Below are 17,792 nucleotides of genomic sequence, written 5' to 3'. Positions count from 1 at the left end.
CGGAAAGAGCCACTGCCCGGCCCCGGCAACCGGGTCGATCGTGGTTGACTGGCGGCATGCTGCCCTGGGACGGCGACCTCGCCGGCCGGCTCGACCGGCACACCGTGACCTCCACGCTGCTGCGCGGCAACCCGCTCGGCGACCCGCACGAACGGCCGCTCTGGGTGTACGTGCCACCGGGTTACGACGACGGCGACGAGCGGTACCCGGCGGTGTACGTCATCCAGGGCTACACCGGGCACCTGACCATGTGGGCCAACCGGACCCCGTTCCGGCAGCCGTTCGTGGAGACGGCCGACGCGGTCTTCGCCGGCGGCGCCCCGGGGTGTGTCGTGGTGTACGTCGACGCGTGGACCGCGTACGGCGGCTCGCAGTTCGTCGATTCGCCGGGCACCGGCCGCTACCACTCGTACCTGTGCGACGAGATCGTGCCGTGGGTCGACGAGCGCTACCGGACGCTGACCGCCCCGGCCTCCCGCGCGATCGCCGGCAAGTCCTCCGGCGGGTTCGGCGCGATGATCACGCCGATGCTGCGCCCGGACCTGTTCGGCGCACTGGCGACGCACGCGGGCGATTCGCTCTACGAACTCTGCTACGTCCCCGACTTCGGCAAGGCGGTCCGCGCCCTGCGCGAGTACGACCAGGACATCCAGGCGTGGTGGGCGGACTTCCGGAGCCGGCCGGCGTTCACCAAGCCCGAGGACGCGTCCCTGCTGATGCTGCTCGGCGTCTCGGCGTGCTTCTCGGCCCGCGAAGACGGCACGCCGGAGCTGCCGTTCGACCCGCTGACCGGCGCACTGCGGCCGCAGGTGTGGCAGCGCTGGCTGGACTGGGACCCGGTCCGGATGGTGGCGCGCCACGCGGAGGCGGTCCGCTCGCTGCACGCGGTGTGGATCGACGCGGGCACGAGCGACGAGTGGTTCCTCGACCTCGGCGCGGAGGCGTTCCGGGCGGAAGCGGTGGCGGCAGGCCTGCCGGAGGACCGCGTCCACTTCGAGCTGTTCGACGCCGGCCACGGCGGGATCGACTACCGCTACCCGCTTTCGCTGGCCTGGCTGGCGGAGCGGCTGGCCCGCTGATGGTCACCGAGTCGGAGCTGGCCCTGCCCGGCGGGCGCTCGCTGCACGTCTACGACACCGGGACGCCCGCCCGGCTCACCGTCTTCTGGCACCACGGCACGCCCAACACCGGGGCCCCGCCCGGGCCGCTGCTGCCGCTCGCGCGGACGCTCGGCGTGCGGTTCGTTTCCTTCGACCGGCCGGGTTACCGCAGCTCCACGCCGATGCCGGAGCGGACCGTCGGGGACGTCGCCGGGTGCGTGGCCGCCGTCGCCGATGCCCTGGAGATCCCCCGGTTCGCGCTGCTCGGGCACTCCGGTGGGGGTTCGCACGCCCTCGCCTGTGCCGCGCTGCTGCCGGAGCGGGTGCTCGCCGTCGCGAGCCTGGCCGCGGTGGCGCCGTTCGACGCGGCCGGGCTCGACTGGTTCGGGGGCATGGCCGCCGCGGGCGCCGCCTCGCTGCGGGCCGCCACCGAAGGGCGGGCCGCCAAGGAAAAGCACGAGGCCGCCGCCGAGTTCGATCCCGACGTCTTCACCGCTGCCGACCTGGCGACGCTGCGCGGCTCGTGGTCGTGGCTGGACGAGGTCGTCCGCGCGGCGCTCGCGCACGGGCCCGGCGGGCTGATCGACGACGACCTCGCCTACGTCCGGCCGTGGGGTGGCGACCCCGCGTCGATCAGCGCGCCCGTCCTGCTGGTGCACGGCGAAGAGGACCGGATGGTCCCCGCCACGCACAGCGCGTGGCTCGCCGGGCGGTGCCCGGACGCCGAGTACCGGCCCTCCCCCGGCGACGGGCACCTGTCCGTGCTGCGCCACGCCGCCGAAACCCTCACCTGGCTCGCCGATCACGGCAGCAGGAGCAGCGAAGCGACCACCGGCGCCAGGTAGAGCGCCGGGAACACCAGGTGGCCGTACGACCGCGCCCGGGCCACGGTGATCAGCGCGCCGGTGAAGTACAGCACCAGGCCGATCGCCGCCGCGATGCCGATCGGCGGCCAGATCAGCCCGGCGAGCAGCCCGGCCGCGCCGGCCGCCTTCGCCGTGCCGAGCAACGCCCAGAACCGCTCGGGCACGCCGTACTCGCTGATCGGCTCGACGACCCACTTCGCGCGGGCCAGCATCGAGACGGCCGAGAAGCCGACCCAGGCCGCGGCGGCGATGGTGACGATGAGGTGAGCGGTGGACATCGGGACTCCTCGGGGGTTTCGCGGTCCCCGGTCCGGGGTCCGTCACCCCCTCGACTCCGCGGTCCGGGCCGATGTGACAGTGCGGGCCGTGACGCCCGTCACTCGGCCGCGAAGTGCACCACCACCATGTCGACCAGCGCGGTGACGTCGGCGTCGACCATCGGTTCGCCGGTCATGCCCATCCGGTGCAGCAGGGAACCGACGACGACGTCGACGAAGAACAGCACCCGCTGCTCCGGCTCGCCGAGCGCGTCCTGGAGCGCGAGCCGGTACGGGTCCTGCAGCCGGGACGACAGCACCACGCGCAGGACCGGATCGCTGACGGCGTCGCTGAACACGCCGGCGAACGCGTCGCCCACCCCGGGTTCGGCGATCTTCGCCGCGGCCCAGCGGATGACCGACGTCAGGATCTCCGCCCGGCTGCCGCCCACCAGCGGCGCCGGGCCGAACGCGGCCAGCAGGACGTCCACGATCAGCTCGCCCTTGGACGGCCAGCGCCGGTAGATCGTCGTCTTGGCGACGCCGGCCGCCGCGGCGATGCGCTCGACGGTGGCCCGGGCGTAGCCGAGTTCGTCGACCGTCCGCAGCGTCGCGGCGAACACCGCGGCGTCGACGCCGGCGCGGGGACGGCCCGGCGGCCGGGCGGGTGCGGAAGGCATGGCGCCATCCTAGCGGTTTCGCTACCGTAGGTTTCGATACCTGAGGTTTCGAAACTAGGGAGCCGACCATGTCCGAGGAAACGACCTTGCCGCGCCCGGCGGAGCCCGACTGGCTCGCGATGACGGCCGAAGAGCTGATCGCCTACCGCGAAGCGGAGAACCGCTTCCGGGCGTCCGCCGCCGCGCGGGCGTTCACCGGGGAACCGGACCCGGGCGCCGTGATCGAGTGGCGGGAACTGGCGCTGCCCGGCCGCGACCTGCCGGTCCGGGTGTACCGGCCCACGGACCACGACGGCCCGGCGTTGCCGCTGGTGGTCCACGTGCACGGCGGCGGGTTCGTCGGCACGGCAGTGCAGAGCGACTGGGTCAACAGCCACCTGGCCGCCCGGCTGCCCGCGGTCGTCGTCTCGGTCGAACACCGGCTCGTCGACCCGGACCACCCGGTGGCCGACGCCGTCGACGACGGCTGGGACGCGCTGCGGCACCTCGTGCGCGACGCCGGGCCGTGGGGCATCGACCCGGCGCAGGCCGCCGTCTTCGGTGAAAGCTGCGGCGGGCTGATCAGCGCCCTGGCGGCGATCCGGGCCCGGGAGGCCGGCCTGCCGCTGCGCGCGCAGGTGCTGGTCAACCCCGCGACCGAGCTGACCGCGACGATGCTGGAGCACGGCTCGGCCGCCGAGCACGCCCACACCCCCACGCTCAGCGTGCCGGTGCTGCGCCTGTTCCAGCGGCTCGCCGTCCCGCCGGGCACCGACGCCCGCACGCTTTCGCCGTTGCACGCCGGCGACCTGGGCGGGCTGGCCCCGGCGCTGGTGGTGGTGCCGACCCACGACCCGCTGGCCGACCACGGCCGCCGCTACGCCGAGCGGCTCGACGCGGCGGGCACCCCGGCGCGGCTCACCGAACACGGCGGCGCGGGGCACGCGTTCCTCAGCATGCCGGGCGTGGCGCCGCAGGCCGAGGCCGCGCGGGCGGAAATCCTCGCGTTCCTCCGGACCTCCTTCGCCGCATGATCGAGGACCGCATCGACGGCGCGACCCTGGACGGCGTGGCGGCCACCTGCCTGTGGACGCTGCGCAACCGCGCCGAGGAGTCGAGGCACCCCGGCTCGGTGTTCGCCGACCCGCTGGCCGAGCGCCTCCAGCGCCGGATCTCCTACGACTACGCGCGGTTCGGCAAGCCGGACCAGATCCACCCGCTGCGCGCGGCCGCCCTGGACTTCGCCCTCCGCGCGTACCTGGACCGGCATCCCGCCGCGACCGTCGTCGCCCTCGGCGAGGGCCTGCAGACCACCTACTGGCGGCTGGGCCGGCCCGCCGTCGACTGGCGGCTGGGCCGGCCCGCCGTCGACTGGCTGTCGGTGGACCTTCCGCCGGTGATCGACCTGCGCCGGCGCGTGCTCCCGCCGGAGCCGCGGGTGACGTCGATCCCGGCCTCGGCGCTTGACCGCGCCTGGCTGGCCGCGCCCGATCCGGCGCGGGGCGTGTTCATCTCGGCCGAGGGGCTGTTCATGTACCTCGAACGCGACGACGTGCTCGCGCTGATCGCCGACTGCGCCGCGCGCTTCCCGGGCGGGCAGCTGTTCTTCGACTCGATCCCGCCGTGGCTCAGCCGGCGGACGCTGAAGAGCGGGCCGCGGGGGCGCCCCCCGTTTTCCACTTCACCGGAGGGCACCGACAATTCCGGGCTGCGCCTGTCCGCCGGCTACACCGTGCCGCCGATGCCGTTCGGGCTGACCGTTTCCGAGGCCGCGCGCCTGCTCGGGCGCATCCCCGGCGTGGCCGCCGTGGCCGACGTGCAGCCGCCGCCCGGCCGCGGGGCGTGGCGGCCGGGGACCCTGCGCCGGCTCGCGAACCTGCCCGGGCTGCGCGACCTGCGGCCGTCGATCACGCTGGTGACGTTCGCCGGGTGACCGCGGTGCCGTGCCGGTCCCGGCACGGCACCGTTCGTCCACAGTGGATCAGCGGGCCGGCAGCAGCGGCAGGAGTTCCTGGTGGCGGCCGGGACGGCGCAGCACGGGCGAACCCGGCCCGTCCGGGTCCGGGGCGCCGGCCCGCAGCTCGGCCAGGAACCGCACGACCTCCCGCGCCGGCGGCAGGATGTCCGCGCCGCCCAGGTAGGCCAGCACGATCATCTCCTCGCCGCACGCCGCCTCGACCGCGACCGCCCAGCCGTGCACCTCGTCCCAGAGCAGCGCCACGTCACGCTCGGGGAACCGGCGCAGCCGCCAGTCCACCGCCACGTAGGCCGAGACCGGGACATCGACGTCCACGGTGCACGACTCGAAGCCGAAGCCGAGCGCACGCGCCACTTCGCCCAGATACGCGCGCAGGCCACGCTGGAACCAGAATTCGAAATCGGTGTCGATCAGGGCGGACACCTGTTTCCTTTCGCCACGTGCGACAAGAACGGCGACGGCCGCCGTGTCATTGTCTTTTCACCACCACGGCGGACGCCGCGGTTCGTGCGTCGACCGTACCGACTCCGCCGACTCCGGCCCACCGCCGGATGTCCGGTGCTCCGGGTTCGTGCAGCGACACGATCGTCTGCACGTGCAACGGTCCGATGTGGACGATCAAATCCGCAGGTGACACCGTTTTCCGTGCGGTTCCGGCAAATCGGCGCCGTCGGACGGTGGAATGGCGCTTTCCGAAGTTCAGCCGATCGCAGGAATCGGCGCGCGCGTGCGTTCCAGATCGGCGAAAAGATCTCCGAGGTCCTCGACACGCCGCAAAACTTCACCGGCAGTGAACCGCAGGTGCGTGACGTGCCGGCACGCGCGGACCTCGTCCCAGGTGACCGGCGCCGAAACCGTCGGCTCGTCGCGCCCGCGCAGCGAGTACGGCGCCACGGTGGTCTTGTACGGGTTGTTCTGGCTCCAGTCGATGAACACCTTGCCCGGGCGCAGGTTCTTCGTCATCCGCGCCACGACGAGGTCCGGCGTTTCCGCCGCGAGCCGCTCGGCCAGCGCTTTCGCGTACCGCGACGGCTCGGCCGCGTCCGTGGTCACCACGCCCGCGTACAGCTGCATGCCCTTGGAGCCGCTCGTCTTCGCCACCGGGGTGAGGCCGTCCGGCACGAGGACCTCGTGGAGCCGCTCGGCGACCCGGCAGCAGTCGACGACCGTCGCCCCGGGACCGGGGTCGAGGTCGAACACGAGCCGGTCCGGCGTGCTGCGCTCGTCGCCGGGCCCGACGGTCCACTGGTGGACGTGCAGTTCCAGGGCGGCGAGGTTGGCCGCCCAGACGAGCGCGGGCAGGTCGTTGAGCAACGGGTACTCGACGATCTCGGGCTCCTGGCCCCGGCCGCCGACGGCCAGGCGCGCGGTGCGGACCCAGTCCGGGGCGTGGCGCGAGACGTCCTTCTCGAAGAAGGAGCCACCGCCGACGCCGTCCGGGAAGCGTACGAACGTCATCGCCCGGTCGCGGATGTGCGGCAGCAGCACCGGCGCGATCCGCGTGTAGTAGTCGAGCACTTCGCCCTTGGTGAAGCCGTGCCGCGGGTAGAGCACCTTCTCGAGGTTCGAGAGCGTCAGCTGCCGCTCGCCGACCTGCACCGTGATCCGGCTCCCCGCCACGAACCCACGTTACCGCGGCGGGACGTGCCCCGAGACCACCCGATCGACGAACCGCTCGGCGACCTCACGCAGCTTCGTGTTCTCCCGCTGCGACTGCTCGACGAGCAGGGCGAAGGCATCATCGGCGCCGACCTGCCGGATGGCCATCAGCATGCCCTTGGCCTGGTCGATGACCGCCCGCGAGGTCAGCGCGGTCCGCAGGTGCTCGGCGGTGTCCCGCGCCCGCAGGTACCGGCGGTACACGCGGAGTACGGCCTCGACCGCGGTCGTGTAGAGCTCGAGCAGCTGGGCGTCGACCTCCTCGAAGCCGTCGTCCTGACGCCCGTAGCAGTTGACGGCACCGGAGAACGCCTCGTCGGCGACCAGCGGCGCGGCGAGGAAGCTCCCGAACCCGGCCTCCCGCGCCCCGCGGCCGAACTCCGGCCACCGTTCGAGCGCGTCGGTCACGGTGGTCCGGACGATCTTCCCGCCGCGGATCGCCTCGAGGCAGGGCCCGTCCCCGATCCGGTACTGATCGGCGTCGAGATCGCCGACGACGCCGCTGGTGGCGGTGGCGGTGTGCGGGATCTCCCCGGTCACCAGCGTGACGGAGGCCTCACCGACCCCGGGCACGGCGTGCCGCACCTCGAGGCAGACGTGCTGCAGCAGGATCCGGAAGTCGTCCTCCTCCCGCAGGACGGCGGTGAGGGCTTCGAGCGCCCCGGTGACCTCGTCGAACAACGGCGAGGCCGTCGCGGTGGGGTCGGGCCGTTCCATGTCTGCTCCTCCCGCTCGGGCGCGAAGTGACCTCGGGTACCCAGTCGGGGGCGGATCCATGTCCGCGATGGGCCTTCGAGCCGACGAGCGGCGCCCCTGGGTGGCGCACCGCCGGTTCGCATGGGCCGCCTCGGGGCCGAGCTGAACGGAGCAGGTTTGCCGGGGGCGCCGGATAGGTAATCAGCACGCATGTCGGATGAGGCTGGGCTGCCGCTGGATGGGGAGCTGGCCGCCGTGGCCGCTCGGATGTCGGGGTTGCTGCTGTCGCGGGAGACCGTCGATTCGGTGCTGGAGCTGATCGTGTCGCTCGCCGGGACGACGATCACCGCCGCGTCCGGGGTCGGGGTCACCCTGGTCGACGGCGAGGGGGATTTCGTCACGACGAGCGCGTCGGGGCCGCTCGTGCGCGAGGCCGACACCCTGCAGTACGAGCTCGGCGAGGGGCCCTGCCTGGCCGCGCTGAACGAGTGTTCGCCGCAGCGGATCGACGACGTCGCCGTCGAACGGCGGTGGGCCCGGTGGTGTGCCGCCGTCGCCGGGTCGGGGCTGCGGTCGGTCGTCACCGCTCCGATGGTCACCGGGGAAGGCTGCCACGGCGCGATCAAGCTCTACGCGACTTCTCCCGGCGCGTTCGGGCCGTCCGACGAGCGGGCGCTGGAGCGGTTCGCCGACCGCGCCGCGGTACTGGTCGCCAACGCGCGGGCCTACGAGCGGGCCAGCCGGTTCAGCGCGCAGTTCAAGGACACCCTGCGCGACCGCGACCTGATCTCCCTGGCGAAGGGGTTCCTCATGGGCCGCGACGGCCTCGACGAGGACGCCGCGTTCGACCGCCTGCTTTCGCTGGCCCGCGCCCGCGGTGACAGTCCCGCCGAGGCCGCCGCGCGGCTCGTCGCCCCCGCGCCGCGGGAAGGGTGAACGGATGCGTTACCTGCCCGAGGACGAACAGCGACGGCAGATCGCCGCCTGCTTCGCCCGGAGCGACCTCACGCTGGAACAGCTGTGGATGCGGTACTTCGCGCTCGGCGGCAGCCTGAGCCTGATCGAGCTGGACTCCTACCTGAACGGGCTGACCACGCTCCCCCGCGTCGACCGCGACATGCTCGCCCACGCCGTCAACGAGCGGCTCGACGAGGTGACCGGGCCCGCCCGCGCGCCCTACAGCCACACGGTCCGCGACGCGAAACCGCTGCACGGCCCGCTGAAGGCCCTCGTCGACCTGCTCGAAGGCGCGCACCGGGCGCCGCCCGAACGGCTCCCCGCCGTCGTCGCCGAGGCGGGCCGCGCGCTCGACCTGACCATCGGCGTCTACCTGGCCGACTACGATCAGCGCACGCTCGTGCCGCTGCGCCCGGACGCCGCCGAGCTGGACATCGAAACCACCGTCGGCGGGGACGTGTTCCGCCGCGCCGGGACGACCGTCACACGGGACGGCACGCTGTGGACGATCCTGCTCGACGGCGTCGAACGGCTCGGGGTGCTGGAGATCGTCCCGGCCGACGGCGCCGACCCGCACGATCCGGTGCTGCGGGAGCAGTGCCGCTGGCTGTCCACGCTGCTCGGGCACCTGGTCACCGTCACGACCCAGTACGGCGACGGGCTCGACCACCGGCGCCGGCGCCGGCGCCGCGGCTCCCCCGCCGAGCTGCTGTGGCAGAGCCTGCCGCCGCTCACCGCGGCCACGGAAAGCGTCGTCGTCGGCGCGAGCGTCCAGCCGGCGTACGAACTGTGCGGCACGGTGTTCGACTACGCCCTCTCGGAGGACCGCGCGCAGCTGGCGCTGTTCGACGCCGGGATGCGCACCGACGGCGCGAACATCGCCGTCGTGACGGCGCTGTCCGCCTACCGCGCCGCCCGCCACGGCGGAGCGGCGCTGGCCGGGCAGTTCGCCGCGGTCGCCACCGAGCTGGCCGCCCGGCCGGTCGCGGTGACCGGGGTGCTCGCCGAGCTGGACCTGAACACCGGGGTCCTGCGCCTGCTCGGCGCCGGCGGCCCGGCACCGCTGGTCATCCGCCGCGGCGAGCCGCTCCCCGCGGTGGACCCGGCCGCGACGCGGTTCGCCGCGGCCGGCGGCCCGCCCCCGGTGACGGAGGTGCAGCTCGAGCCGGGCGATCTGCTGGCGGTGTACTGCCGGGGCGTCGCGGAGACGACGGACGCGGCCGGGGAGCCGTTCGGCCGCGCCCGGATCGCCCGCCACCTCGGCCACGACGAGGGCGAGCTGCCCCCGGAGATCGCCCGCCGGCTCACCCGCGCGGTGCAGGCTCACGGTGCCGGCGAACCGGGGCAGGACGCGAGTGTGCTGATCGTCCGCTGGGGCCCGCGCTGAGCTGCGATGCTCCTCGGCAGGCGCGCCGCGCGGTTCACGGCGCCGGCTTCCTGGCTCTCCGCGCTGAGGGCGGGGCTTCCGGCAGGCGCGGTCCTGCGCCCCGGCCGCCCGCACCGGCCCCAAGCCGGCCGCCGAGCAAGCTCCGCCAAGGATCGGCCGCCCACCGAGCCGCGGGTCACCTCAGCAGGCGCGCTCCTGCATTCCTGCCGCCAGCAGCTCGCGCAGGGCGTCCGACAGCGAGGCGAACATCGGCACCGCCGCCGCCAGGCCCGTGATGCGGAACAAGCGGGCGAGGGTCCGGCTGTTCGCCACCACTCCGAAGCACCCGCCGTCGGCGTTCGCGCGCTCGGCCGCGGCCGCCAGGGCGCGGGCGCCCGCCAAGCCGATGAAAGCCAGCTGGGTCAGGTCCACCACCACCGTTGTCCCGGGTGGGGCCGCGCGCAGCTCGCGGTCGAGGATCGGGAGGGTCAGCGCGTCGATCTCGCCGGCGAACGTCAGCACGAGGAGACCGGGGCGGTACTCCGTCCGGCGCGCCGTGAGGGGCGCGGACCGGGTGGGGACCGGGAACGTGGGGGACACGGGTTCGGTTGGCCTTCCGCGCCGGCCAGGCCGGCGACGCAGTGACGTGATCAAGGACGGGGTCTTGATACCCAAACCGCCGGTTCGGAAACGCTCTCCTTCAGGACGAGACCGCCGCGAAGGCCGACCAGAGCCGTTCCGCGGCGTGGTGGGCGTCGGCGCCGGCGTGGATGGCCGGCGTGCCCGCCGGCTGGGTCGCCTCGTGGCCGCCGAGGTGCTCGACGAGGGCGATCGCCAGTTCGCGGACCTTGACGTTGAACTCCTGGCTGGCGCGGCGCAGCGTCTGCCACGCCTCCTCCGGCGGGCACCGCCGGACCGCCATGATCGCGCCCTTCGCCTGCTCGATGGCGGCGCGGGAGGCCAGCAGGTCGAGCATCTGGTCGGGGTCGCCCGCGGTGGCCGTCTCGGCGACCACCAGGGTCATCTCGGTGAGCTTCGCGTACCGCTGCAGGACGGGCAGGGTGGTCGAGCCGGGCGGCCGGTCCAGCGTCGCCGAGAGGACGAAAGCCCCCTGCTCGTCCCAGAACCCGGGCAGCGCGACCGCGCCGCGGACCGCCTCGCCACCGGGCACGGCGTCGACGGTCAGCCCGGGCCAGCGCGGGTCGCCGAAGAGCTCGTCGGTGGTGACCGGCTCGCCGGTGGCGTCCGCGACGGCGATCGGGCCGCCGTCACGCAGCTGGGCGTGCACCAGGTGCCCGGCGACGCCGGCGGTGGCCAGCACCTGCAGCGGCCGACCGCCGTGGCTGACCGTCAGGCCCGCGCCGAGGCACCCCGGCAGCTCGCCGGTGATCCGCTCGAGCAGGGCCTGCAGCAGCTCGGTCAGCGGTCTCCAGCGATCCGCCGCGTTCACCAGTGATTCGGTCACCCGCTCCTCCACCCGTCTCGGTCCTCTTGATTTACCGCAAGACGCGGTGGTCCGCCTCCGCCGGCGGGGCCCTTTGTGGGGCCGGCCACGCGCACGGCCGGGTGTCTCCGCCGTCCGGCGCAACCGGTTCACCCGGCCGGGGCCAGCAGGTTCTGCTCCCGCACGACGGGCAGCGACAGCGTCCGGTAGCCGACGTCGTCGAAGAGGACGGTCAGCTTGTCCTCCTCGATCGTCATCACGACACCGCGGCCCCACTCGGCGTGCCGGACCACGCTCTCCGCCCGGAACTCCCCCGCGGACGCCGGTTCTTCGGCCGCGGTACCGGCTTCGCACGTGTCACAGTGGCCGCACGGCTGCGCGAGCTCCTCGCCGAAGTACCCGAGCAGGTACCGGCGGCGGCAGCCCGTGGTCTCCGCGTAGGCGCGGATCATCTCCACCCGCGAGCGGACGAGCTCGGCCGCCCGCTCGGCCGCTTCGAGCGCCTGCCCGACGGCGGCGCCGGGGTCGGTGCGGCCGCGGGTCAGGGCGAACCGGCCGTCCGGCCCGGTCAGCACGGCGCCGCAGCGCTCGAGCAGGCCGAGCGCGCGGGTCCGCCGGGCGGCCGGCCCGGGAACTGCTTCGGCGAGCTGCCGCCGGTCCAGCGGCCCCGGCCGCAGGGCGTCGACGACCGCGCGGAGTTCGGCCTCCGGCGGCGCGGACCGGGTCAGGAAACGCTGCCGCGCCAGGTCTTCCGGCCGGTAGCAGAGCACGACCTCGGCGGGCTCGCCGTCCCGGCCCGCGCGGCCGATCTGCTGGTAGTACGTGTCGACCGAGTCGGGGACGGACGCGTGCACGACGAACCGCACGTGCGGCTGGTCGATGCCCATGCCGAACGCCGAGGTCGCCACCACGACGTCGGTCTCCCCCGCGGCGAACCGCTCGTGGACGGCGTCGCGGTCGGCGCCCTTCATCCCGCCGTGGTAGGCGAAAGCGCGGACGCCGCGGTCGGCCAGGGCGGCGGCGTAGTCCTCGGTTTCCCGGCGGCTCGCGGTGTAGAGCAGCCCGCTGCCGAGCATGGCGGTGACGCGGTCCACCACCGCGTTGCGCTTCGCGGCGTCGCCGGTGAAGCGCTCGACCGCCAGGTGCAGGTTCGGCCGGTCGAAGCTCGCGATCACCCGCGCCGGGTCCCGCAGCCCCAGCGCCGCGACGATGTCGTCGCGCACCGGCGCCGCCGCGGTGGCGGTCAGGGCGATCACCGGCGGCCGCCCGAGCCGTTCGACGACCGGGGCCAGCCGCAGGTAGTCGGGCCGGAAGTCGTGGCCCCACGCCGAAACGCAGTGGGCTTCGTCCACGACGAACAGGGACACGCCCGCCTCGGCCAGCCCGGCGACGACCTCGTCCTTCGCGAGCTGTTCCGGCGAAAGGAAGACGTACTCGGCGGAGCCGCGCCGGATCGCCGCCCACACCGCGTCCCGGTCGGCGGCCGACTGCCGCGAGTCGAGCGCGACGGCGTCGGGCACGGCCGCGGCGTCCAGGCCCTCGATCTGGTCGCGCTGCAGGGCCAGCAGCGGCGAGACGACCACCGTCGGGCCGGGCAGCACCAGCGCGGGCACCTGGTAGATCGCCGACTTGCCGGCTCCGGTGGGCAGCACCGCCAGCACGTCCCGGCCGTCGCACACCGCGCTCATCGCCGCGGCCTGCTCGGCGGACAGCTCGGCCCAGCCGAAGCGTTCCGCGGCCAGCCGGCGCAGCTCGGCCACGTTCGGATCATCGCTCATGGCGGCAGGGCTACCCACGACGACCTTCGGCAACCACTCGACCCGAACGAGCGGTTTACCCCGCGTCGCGGACCGGGTAGCCGATCGGTGACCCGAGGAGGCGCCATGACCCACCGGTGGACCCGATGACCTTCAGCGAAGTCGTCGTCGCCGGGCAGATCGCCCGTGACCTGGTGATCGAAGTCCCCGACGCACCCGACGCGGACTCTTCGGCGCCGGTGCGGCACCGGCAGGAGCTGCTCGGCGGGAAGGGCGCCAACCAGGCGGTGGCGCTGAGCCAGCTCGGGATGTCGGTGTCGCTGGTCGGCGTCGTCGGCCGCGACCGCACCGGGGACGCGCTGCTCGCCCAGGCCCGGGCGGACCGGATCGGCACCTCGCACGTGATCCGCCGGGCGGGCACCGAAACGGCGTTGCTGGTCGACGTCGTCGACGACCACGGCCGCCGCCGGTACCTCGAGCACGTCCCGGAGGGCACGCTGCTCACCGAGACCGACGTCTTCGCCGCGTCCGCCCCGATCTCGGCCGCCGCCTCGCTGATCGTGCAGCTGCAGCAACCCGCGCCGGTGGCCCTGCTGGCGGCCCGGCTGGCGCACACGGCAGGCACCCGGGTCGTGCTGGACGGGGCACCGCAGTCCGACACGCTCACCGCGGACCTGCTCGCCCTGGCCGACGTCGTGCGCGCCGACGGCCAGGAAGCCGAGCTGCTCACCGGGCAGCCGGTGGACGACGTCGCTTCGGCCGCCCGGGCCGCCGCGGACCTCCGGCAGCGCGGGCCGTCGCTGGTCGTGCTGGAAGTCGGCGGGCAGGGCAACCTGTTCGCCGGGCCGGAGGGCACCTGGTTCGTGCCGCACGTCGAGACCGAGGTCGTCGACCCCACCGGCGCCGGTGACGCGCTCGTCGCCACCCTCACCGCGGCCCTGACCCGGCGGCGGCCGCTGGAGACGGCGGCGAGCCTGGCCGTGGCGGCGGCCGCGGCGACGACCGAGCACGCGGGCGGGCGCCCGCACCTGTCCCGCGCGGAACTCGACCGCCTGCAGCCCCGTCAGCTCGAAACCGTCCGCGCCTGAGGCGTCACAGGCCGGGCAGCTTCTGCTCCAGGCCGAGCAGGACCGCGAAGGGGTCGCCCCGCCCGGCCAGCCGGGCGGGGACGTCGCGGATCGTCCACCGGTCCGGCGCGAGGTCCGGGTCGTCCAGCTCGTCCCAGTCCAGCGGGACCGAAACCGGCGCGCCGGGCCGCGGGCGCACGCTGTAGGGCGCGACGAGGGTCTTGTTGAGCACGTTCTGCGTGTAGTCCAGCCGGGCCCGGCCGCGGCGCTTGTCCTTCGTCCACGCCCAGCTGACCAGGTCGGGCAGCACCCGGCCGATCGTCCGGGACACCGTCTCCGCCCAGGCGCGGGTCTGCTCGAACGTGCAGCGCGGCGCGATCGGGACCCACACCTGGATCCCGCGCTGCCCGGTGACCTTGGGCCGGCCGGTCAGGCCGAAGTGCTCCAGGGCGGTGCGGTGCAGCCGCGCCAGGTCCAGGACCTCCTCGAACGTCGTCTCCGGGCCCGGGTCGATGTCGAACAGGACCCACGTCGGGTGGTCGACGTCGGCGGCGCGGGAGGTCCAGGCGTGCAGCTCCAGCGCGCCGTAGTTGGCCAGCCAGGCCAGGGTCGCGACGCTGTCGGCCACGACGTACCGCTGGCTCTCCCCCGGGTCGGCGCGCTCGTTGCGCCAGGTGGTCAGCCAGTCCGGCGCGTGCTGCGGGACCTCCTTCTGCCAGAAGCCGGGCTCGGTGACGCCCTGCGGGAACCGGTGCGTGTTGAGCGGGCGCCCGGCCAGGTACGGCAGCATGGCGGGCCCGGCGGTGACGTAGTAGCGGATGAGGTCGCGCTTGGTGACGGGCTCGCCGCCGCGCGCGGCCGGGAAGAGCACCTTGTCGAGGTTGGTCAGGGCCAGCTCACGGCCCGCCACCGACCAGCGGCCCTTGGCGCCCAGCGCGTCGAGGGCCGCGAGCTCGTCGTCGGTCGGCGCCTGCCAGCCGCCCACGGACTCTTCCGCCTCCGCGGCCGGCCGGTCGCTGTGCCACAGGGCGTCGGGTGCGGCCGCGACCTCGTCGTTGGTGCGGCCGCTCTTCACCGACCTCGGGTGGTCCTCGGCGTCCCAGCCGGACTGGGCGTGCTCGTCCTGCTTGTGCAGCAGGAACCACTGGTCCTTCTCGCCGCGGCTGGTGCGGACGAGGACGAACCGGCCGGCCAGCTTCTCGCCGTCGAGGTCGAAGTGCAGCGTGCCGGCCTCGATCGCGCGGGCCGGATCGGCTTCGACCGGCCGCCATTCGCCGCGGTCCCAGACGATGACGTCGCCGCCGCCGTATTCGCCGCGCGGGATGACACCCTCGAAGTCGGCGTACTCGATCGGGTGGTCTTCGACGTGCACGGCCAGCCGGCGGGCCTTCGGGTCCAGCGTGGGGCCCTTGGGCACCGCCCAGCTGACCAGTACCCCGTCGAGTTCGAGGCGGAAGTCGTAGTGCAGCCGCCGCGCGCGGTGCCGCTGCACCACGAACCGGTGGCGGTCCGGGCCGGCCGCGGCCCCGCCGGCCGGCTCCGCGGTCCGGTCGAAGTCGCGCATTTCCTGGTAGCGCCGCAGTTTGCGGGCCGGGGCTCCTGCCATGCCGTGGGGGTACCCACTCAGTCCGGAGCCGACCAGGGCGGGTTCTTCCGCGCGAGTTCCTCGTATTCGGCGACTTCCTGCGGGGTCGGGTCGGTACCGGCCTCCTCCGCGAACTCTTCCGGGTCGGTGACCTCGTCGGGCTCGGTCACGTCAGCCTCCCAGCGCGCCGCGGATGAGGTCGCGCGCCCGGTCCATGATCGCCGCGGGCGCGCCCAGCAGCAGGTTGGCCTTCGCGCTTTCGACGCCGGGGTGCGGGCGGGTCGGCCCGACCGCTTCGGCCAGCTTGGCGGTCGCGGCCATCGCGCGCAGCCGCTCCGGCGGGCGGTGCGCCCGCAGCAGCGGGAACTCGTCCCGCTCCTCGTGCTCGGCGTGCGCGAGGACGTCCTCGCGCAGCTGCACGAGCAGCGTGTCGAAGCCGTCGGCCTCCGGGCCCAGCTTCTGCAGGGTGGTCAGCAGTTCCTTGGCCCGGTGCTCCTCGCCCAGCCGCGCGTCGACGACGGGCTCCGCCGCCGGTTCGAGGTCGCGGATCTCCGGGTGAACCACCAGTTCTTCCGCCGTCTCGTGCACCGCCAGCAGCCGCACGAGGTCGTGGAACAGGTCCCGGCGCCGGTCCCCTTCCGCGGTTTCCAGCTCCGCGAACAGCGCGCGGATCTCCCGGTGCTGCCGCTGCAGCAGGTCGATGACGTCCTCGTCGTGCTCCGCCATGGACGGCCTCCTCCTCGATCGTCGGGTGGAGGCAGCGTTCCCCGTCGCGGGCGGGTTACTCGTCGCGGTTCGCGACTGTGAGCCAGAGCGCGCCCGCGGCGGCCGCGACGACCCCGGCGACGGTCCACCACGACCACCCGCCGAAGAAGGCGACGACCAGCCCGACGGCGAGCAGCATGCTCCCGCCGATCGAGGCGGTGTCCTCGTTCCCGGCCCCCGCGGTGAACGCCATCAGCCCACCCGCCCATCGACGGCGGCGACGACGAGGGCGGCGCACCGCGCCACGGCCACCCCTCGTTCCTGCGCCATGGAAACGAGGGCGGCATTCGCGGCGGCCCGGCTCAACCCCTGCGAGGCAAAAACTTCCAGAGCCAGTCCGACGACATCGGCGGCGGGCGGGGCGACGGTGCGCACGGGCATCGGCAGACCTCCGGCTGAATCGGCGGCGGAAAGAACGCGACCGGATACCCCGCCGCGCCGGGTTTCACACCCTTCACGGAACCCTTTCGGGTGGTGGCCGCTCAACTCCTGACGAGCCTTGTGGGTGGCGGAGTGGCTTGGGAGGGTTCCCGCCGGGCCGGGCGACGCTCGGCGAGCTCAGGTAGGCGGCCGGCGCGGGGCCTGCGAAGCCGCTCGCTGCAGACACCCGCCGGCGCGGGGCGGCTCCCGGCGAGCCCGCGCCGCGGCACGCGACCGTCGCCGAGCGGCCCGCTCGCCAGCAGGCGGGTGCTCGCGGCGCCGGGCGAGGGCCGCCCGGTACAGGCTCAGCATCGAGTCCGGGGCGTCCATCTCGGCTTCCGGCGAGATCGCCGTCCTCCGTGCCTTCGAGTATCTAGGCTGAGGGCGTGGCCGACGCGTGGGAATGGGATCCGACCCTCTATTCGGGCAGTGCCGGGTACTACGCGCGGGGCCGCGCGGCCTATCCGCCGTCGCTCGCCGGTGCCTTCGCCGGAGAACTCGGGCTGGACGGCACCGGACGGCTGCTCGACGTCGGCTGCGGGCCGGGCTCGCTGACGCTGCTGCTGGCCGGGTCGTTCGCGGAGGCGGTCGGGCTCGACGCGGACGCGGACATGCTCGCCGAGGCAGGCCGGCTGGCGGCGGGCGCGGGCGTCCGGAACTGCCGCTGGGTGCACCGGCGCGCGGAGGAGCTGCCCGCCGGGCTGGGGCGGTTCCGGCTGGTCACCTTCGCCCAGTCGTTCCACTGGTTCGACCGGCCGCGGGTCGCCGCCGCGGTGCACGGGATGCTGGCGCCGGGCGGGGTCTGCGCCCACGTGGGCGCATCGACGTACGAGGAAGTGGACCCGGCGATCACGGAGCTGGTGCGCGCCTACCTCGGCCCGGTGCGGCGCGCGGGCCAGGGCACGTTGCCGGACGGCACGGCCGGCGGCGAAGCCGACATCTTCCGCGCGGCGGGTTTCCGGGGGCCGCGGCGGTTCGACGTGCCGGGCCGGGTGGTGACGCGCACCGCCGACGAGGTCGTCGCCGGGGTGTTCTCGCTGTCGAGCTCGGCGCCGCACCTGTTCGGCGCCCGGCGGGCGGAGTTCGAGGCCGACCTGCGGCGGCTGCTCGCCCCGGCGGGGACGTTCACCGTGCGGCTGCGCGAGATCTCCGTCCGGCTCTGGTGACCGGTCACCAGGGGTTGTCGAAATCCTCGTCCTCTTCGGCGGCGGCGCGG

Annotated in this window: 21 protein-coding genes; 8 read left to right on the top strand and 13 right to left on the bottom strand. The window is 74.4% G+C overall.

Going from position 1 to position 17,792, the window contains the following annotated elements:
- The first annotated feature begins 56 nt into the window (after window positions 1-56).
- Both C2L59_RS33730 and C2L59_RS33725 read left to right on the top strand, forming a co-directional pair.
- Window positions 57-1,079 (top strand): alpha/beta hydrolase family protein, encoded by a 1,023-nt coding sequence (locus C2L59_RS33730; protein WP_103353582.1) that lies wholly within the window; start codon window positions 57-59, stop codon window positions 1,077-1,079.
- On the top strand, window positions 1,079-1,945 hold the full coding sequence (locus C2L59_RS33725; protein WP_103353581.1) for an alpha/beta fold hydrolase: 867 nt from the start codon (window positions 1,079-1,081) through the stop codon (window positions 1,943-1,945). Before C2L59_RS33730 ends, C2L59_RS33725 begins: the two co-directional genes overlap by 1 nt.
- Here C2L59_RS33725 and C2L59_RS33720 read toward each other — a convergent pair.
- Both C2L59_RS33720 and C2L59_RS33715 read right to left on the bottom strand, forming a co-directional pair.
- On the bottom strand, window positions 1,903-2,244 hold the full coding sequence (locus C2L59_RS33720) for a DoxX family protein (protein ID WP_103353580.1): 342 nt from the start codon (window positions 2,242-2,244) through the stop codon (window positions 1,903-1,905). The two genes, C2L59_RS33725 and C2L59_RS33720, sit on opposite strands and share 43 nt — an antisense overlap.
- A gap of 98 nt (window positions 2,245-2,342) precedes the next feature.
- A complete protein-coding gene (locus C2L59_RS33715) occupies window positions 2,343-2,903 on the bottom strand; it encodes a TetR/AcrR family transcriptional regulator (protein ID WP_103353579.1) in 561 nt (186 codons plus the stop codon).
- Window positions 2,904-2,971: 68 nt separating this feature from the next.
- Between C2L59_RS33715 and C2L59_RS33710 the strand changes: the two genes are divergently transcribed.
- Window positions 2,972-3,916, top strand: coding sequence for an alpha/beta hydrolase (locus tag C2L59_RS33710; RefSeq protein WP_103353578.1), 945 nt, complete (start codon window positions 2,972-2,974; stop codon window positions 3,914-3,916).
- Window positions 3,913-4,815 carry a class I SAM-dependent methyltransferase gene (locus tag C2L59_RS33705; protein WP_103353577.1) on the top strand — a complete coding sequence of 301 codons (903 nt, stop codon included), beginning with the start codon at window positions 3,913-3,915 and terminating at the stop codon, window positions 4,813-4,815. The genes C2L59_RS33710 and C2L59_RS33705 overlap by 4 nt, the downstream gene beginning before the upstream one ends.
- Window positions 4,816-4,863: 48 nt before the next feature.
- Here the strand turns inward: C2L59_RS33705 and C2L59_RS33700 are convergent, their stop codons facing one another.
- The 3 genes from C2L59_RS33700 to C2L59_RS33690 form a co-directional block, all read right to left on the bottom strand.
- Complete coding sequence (locus C2L59_RS33700; RefSeq protein WP_103353576.1) at window positions 4,864-5,283, bottom strand: DUF6292 family protein; 420 nt, start codon at window positions 5,281-5,283, stop codon at window positions 4,864-4,866.
- Between the two features lie 276 nt (window positions 5,284-5,559).
- On the bottom strand, window positions 5,560-6,480 hold the full coding sequence (gene ligD, locus C2L59_RS33695; RefSeq protein ID WP_199199378.1) for a non-homologous end-joining DNA ligase: 921 nt from the start codon (window positions 6,478-6,480) through the stop codon (window positions 5,560-5,562).
- A 9-nt stretch (window positions 6,481-6,489) separates the two neighbouring features.
- Window positions 6,490-7,236, bottom strand: coding sequence for a GAF and ANTAR domain-containing protein (locus tag C2L59_RS33690; RefSeq protein WP_103353575.1), 747 nt, complete (start codon window positions 7,234-7,236; stop codon window positions 6,490-6,492).
- Window positions 7,237-7,425: 189 nt separating this feature from the next.
- Between C2L59_RS33690 and C2L59_RS33685 the strand changes: the two genes are divergently transcribed.
- Both C2L59_RS33685 and C2L59_RS33680 read left to right on the top strand, forming a co-directional pair.
- Window positions 7,426-8,151, top strand: coding sequence for a GAF and ANTAR domain-containing protein (locus C2L59_RS33685; protein WP_103353574.1), 726 nt, complete (start codon window positions 7,426-7,428; stop codon window positions 8,149-8,151).
- 4 nt (window positions 8,152-8,155) lie between these two features.
- Window positions 8,156-9,559 carry a PP2C family protein-serine/threonine phosphatase gene (locus C2L59_RS33680; protein ID WP_103353573.1) on the top strand — a complete coding sequence of 468 codons (1,404 nt, stop codon included), beginning with the start codon at window positions 8,156-8,158 and terminating at the stop codon, window positions 9,557-9,559.
- Window positions 9,560-9,739: 180 nt separating this feature from the next.
- Here C2L59_RS33680 and C2L59_RS33675 read toward each other — a convergent pair whose 3' ends face one another.
- The 3 genes from C2L59_RS33675 to C2L59_RS33665 form a co-directional block, all read right to left on the bottom strand.
- Window positions 9,740-10,138 (bottom strand): STAS domain-containing protein, encoded by a 399-nt coding sequence (locus C2L59_RS33675; protein ID WP_103353572.1) that lies wholly within the window; start codon window positions 10,136-10,138, stop codon window positions 9,740-9,742.
- Between the two features lie 100 nt (window positions 10,139-10,238).
- Window positions 10,239-11,003, bottom strand: coding sequence for an ANTAR domain-containing protein (locus C2L59_RS33670; RefSeq protein ID WP_103353648.1), 765 nt, complete (start codon window positions 11,001-11,003; stop codon window positions 10,239-10,241).
- 128 nt (window positions 11,004-11,131) lie between these two features.
- A complete protein-coding gene (locus C2L59_RS33665; RefSeq protein WP_103353571.1) occupies window positions 11,132-12,760 on the bottom strand; it encodes an ATP-dependent DNA helicase RecQ in 1,629 nt (542 codons plus the stop codon).
- Window positions 12,761-12,885: 125 nt separating this feature from the next.
- Between C2L59_RS33665 and C2L59_RS33660 the strand changes: the two genes are divergently transcribed.
- Entirely contained in the window at window positions 12,886-13,827 is a 942-nt protein-coding gene (locus tag C2L59_RS33660; protein ID WP_233223819.1) for a PfkB family carbohydrate kinase, read from the top strand.
- Window positions 13,828-13,831: 4 nt separating this feature from the next.
- Here C2L59_RS33660 and ligD (C2L59_RS33655) read toward each other — a convergent pair whose 3' ends face one another.
- From ligD (C2L59_RS33655) to C2L59_RS33645, 5 genes are read right to left on the bottom strand one after another with little or no spacing between them, the layout of a single operon-like run.
- Window positions 13,832-15,412, bottom strand: coding sequence for a non-homologous end-joining DNA ligase (gene ligD, locus C2L59_RS33655; protein WP_103353569.1), 1,581 nt, complete (start codon window positions 15,410-15,412; stop codon window positions 13,832-13,834).
- Window positions 15,413-15,429: 17 nt separating this feature from the next.
- Window positions 15,430-15,561 carry a hypothetical protein gene (locus C2L59_RS49935; RefSeq protein WP_255410325.1) on the bottom strand — a complete coding sequence of 44 codons (132 nt, stop codon included), beginning with the start codon at window positions 15,559-15,561 and terminating at the stop codon, window positions 15,430-15,432.
- 1 nt (window position 15,562) lies between these two features.
- Window positions 15,563-16,117: a hemerythrin domain-containing protein gene (locus C2L59_RS33650; RefSeq protein ID WP_103353568.1), complete on the bottom strand. Its 555-nt coding sequence runs from the start codon at window positions 16,115-16,117 to the stop codon at window positions 15,563-15,565.
- Between the two features lie 55 nt (window positions 16,118-16,172).
- The gene (locus C2L59_RS47600) at window positions 16,173-16,349 is read right to left on the bottom strand and encodes a hypothetical protein (RefSeq protein ID WP_158263123.1); all 177 of its coding nucleotides are present in this window, start codon (window positions 16,347-16,349) and stop codon (window positions 16,173-16,175) included.
- Window positions 16,349-16,537, bottom strand: a complete 189-nt coding sequence (locus C2L59_RS33645; RefSeq protein WP_103353567.1) for a hypothetical protein — start codon at window positions 16,535-16,537, stop codon at window positions 16,349-16,351. Before C2L59_RS33645 ends, C2L59_RS47600 begins: the two co-directional genes overlap by 1 nt.
- A gap of 425 nt (window positions 16,538-16,962) precedes the next feature.
- Between C2L59_RS33645 and C2L59_RS33640 the strand changes: the two genes are divergently transcribed.
- Complete coding sequence (locus C2L59_RS33640) at window positions 16,963-17,742, top strand: bifunctional 2-polyprenyl-6-hydroxyphenol methylase/3-demethylubiquinol 3-O-methyltransferase UbiG (RefSeq protein ID WP_103353566.1); 780 nt, start codon at window positions 16,963-16,965, stop codon at window positions 17,740-17,742.
- Window positions 17,743-17,792 lie beyond the last annotated feature (50 nt).

It is taken from the genome of Amycolatopsis sp. CA-128772, assembly GCF_002904295.1.
Taxonomy (GTDB): Bacteria; Actinomycetota; Actinomycetes; order Mycobacteriales; family Pseudonocardiaceae; genus Amycolatopsis.
This window is presented reverse-complemented; position numbering and strand designations above follow the sequence as displayed.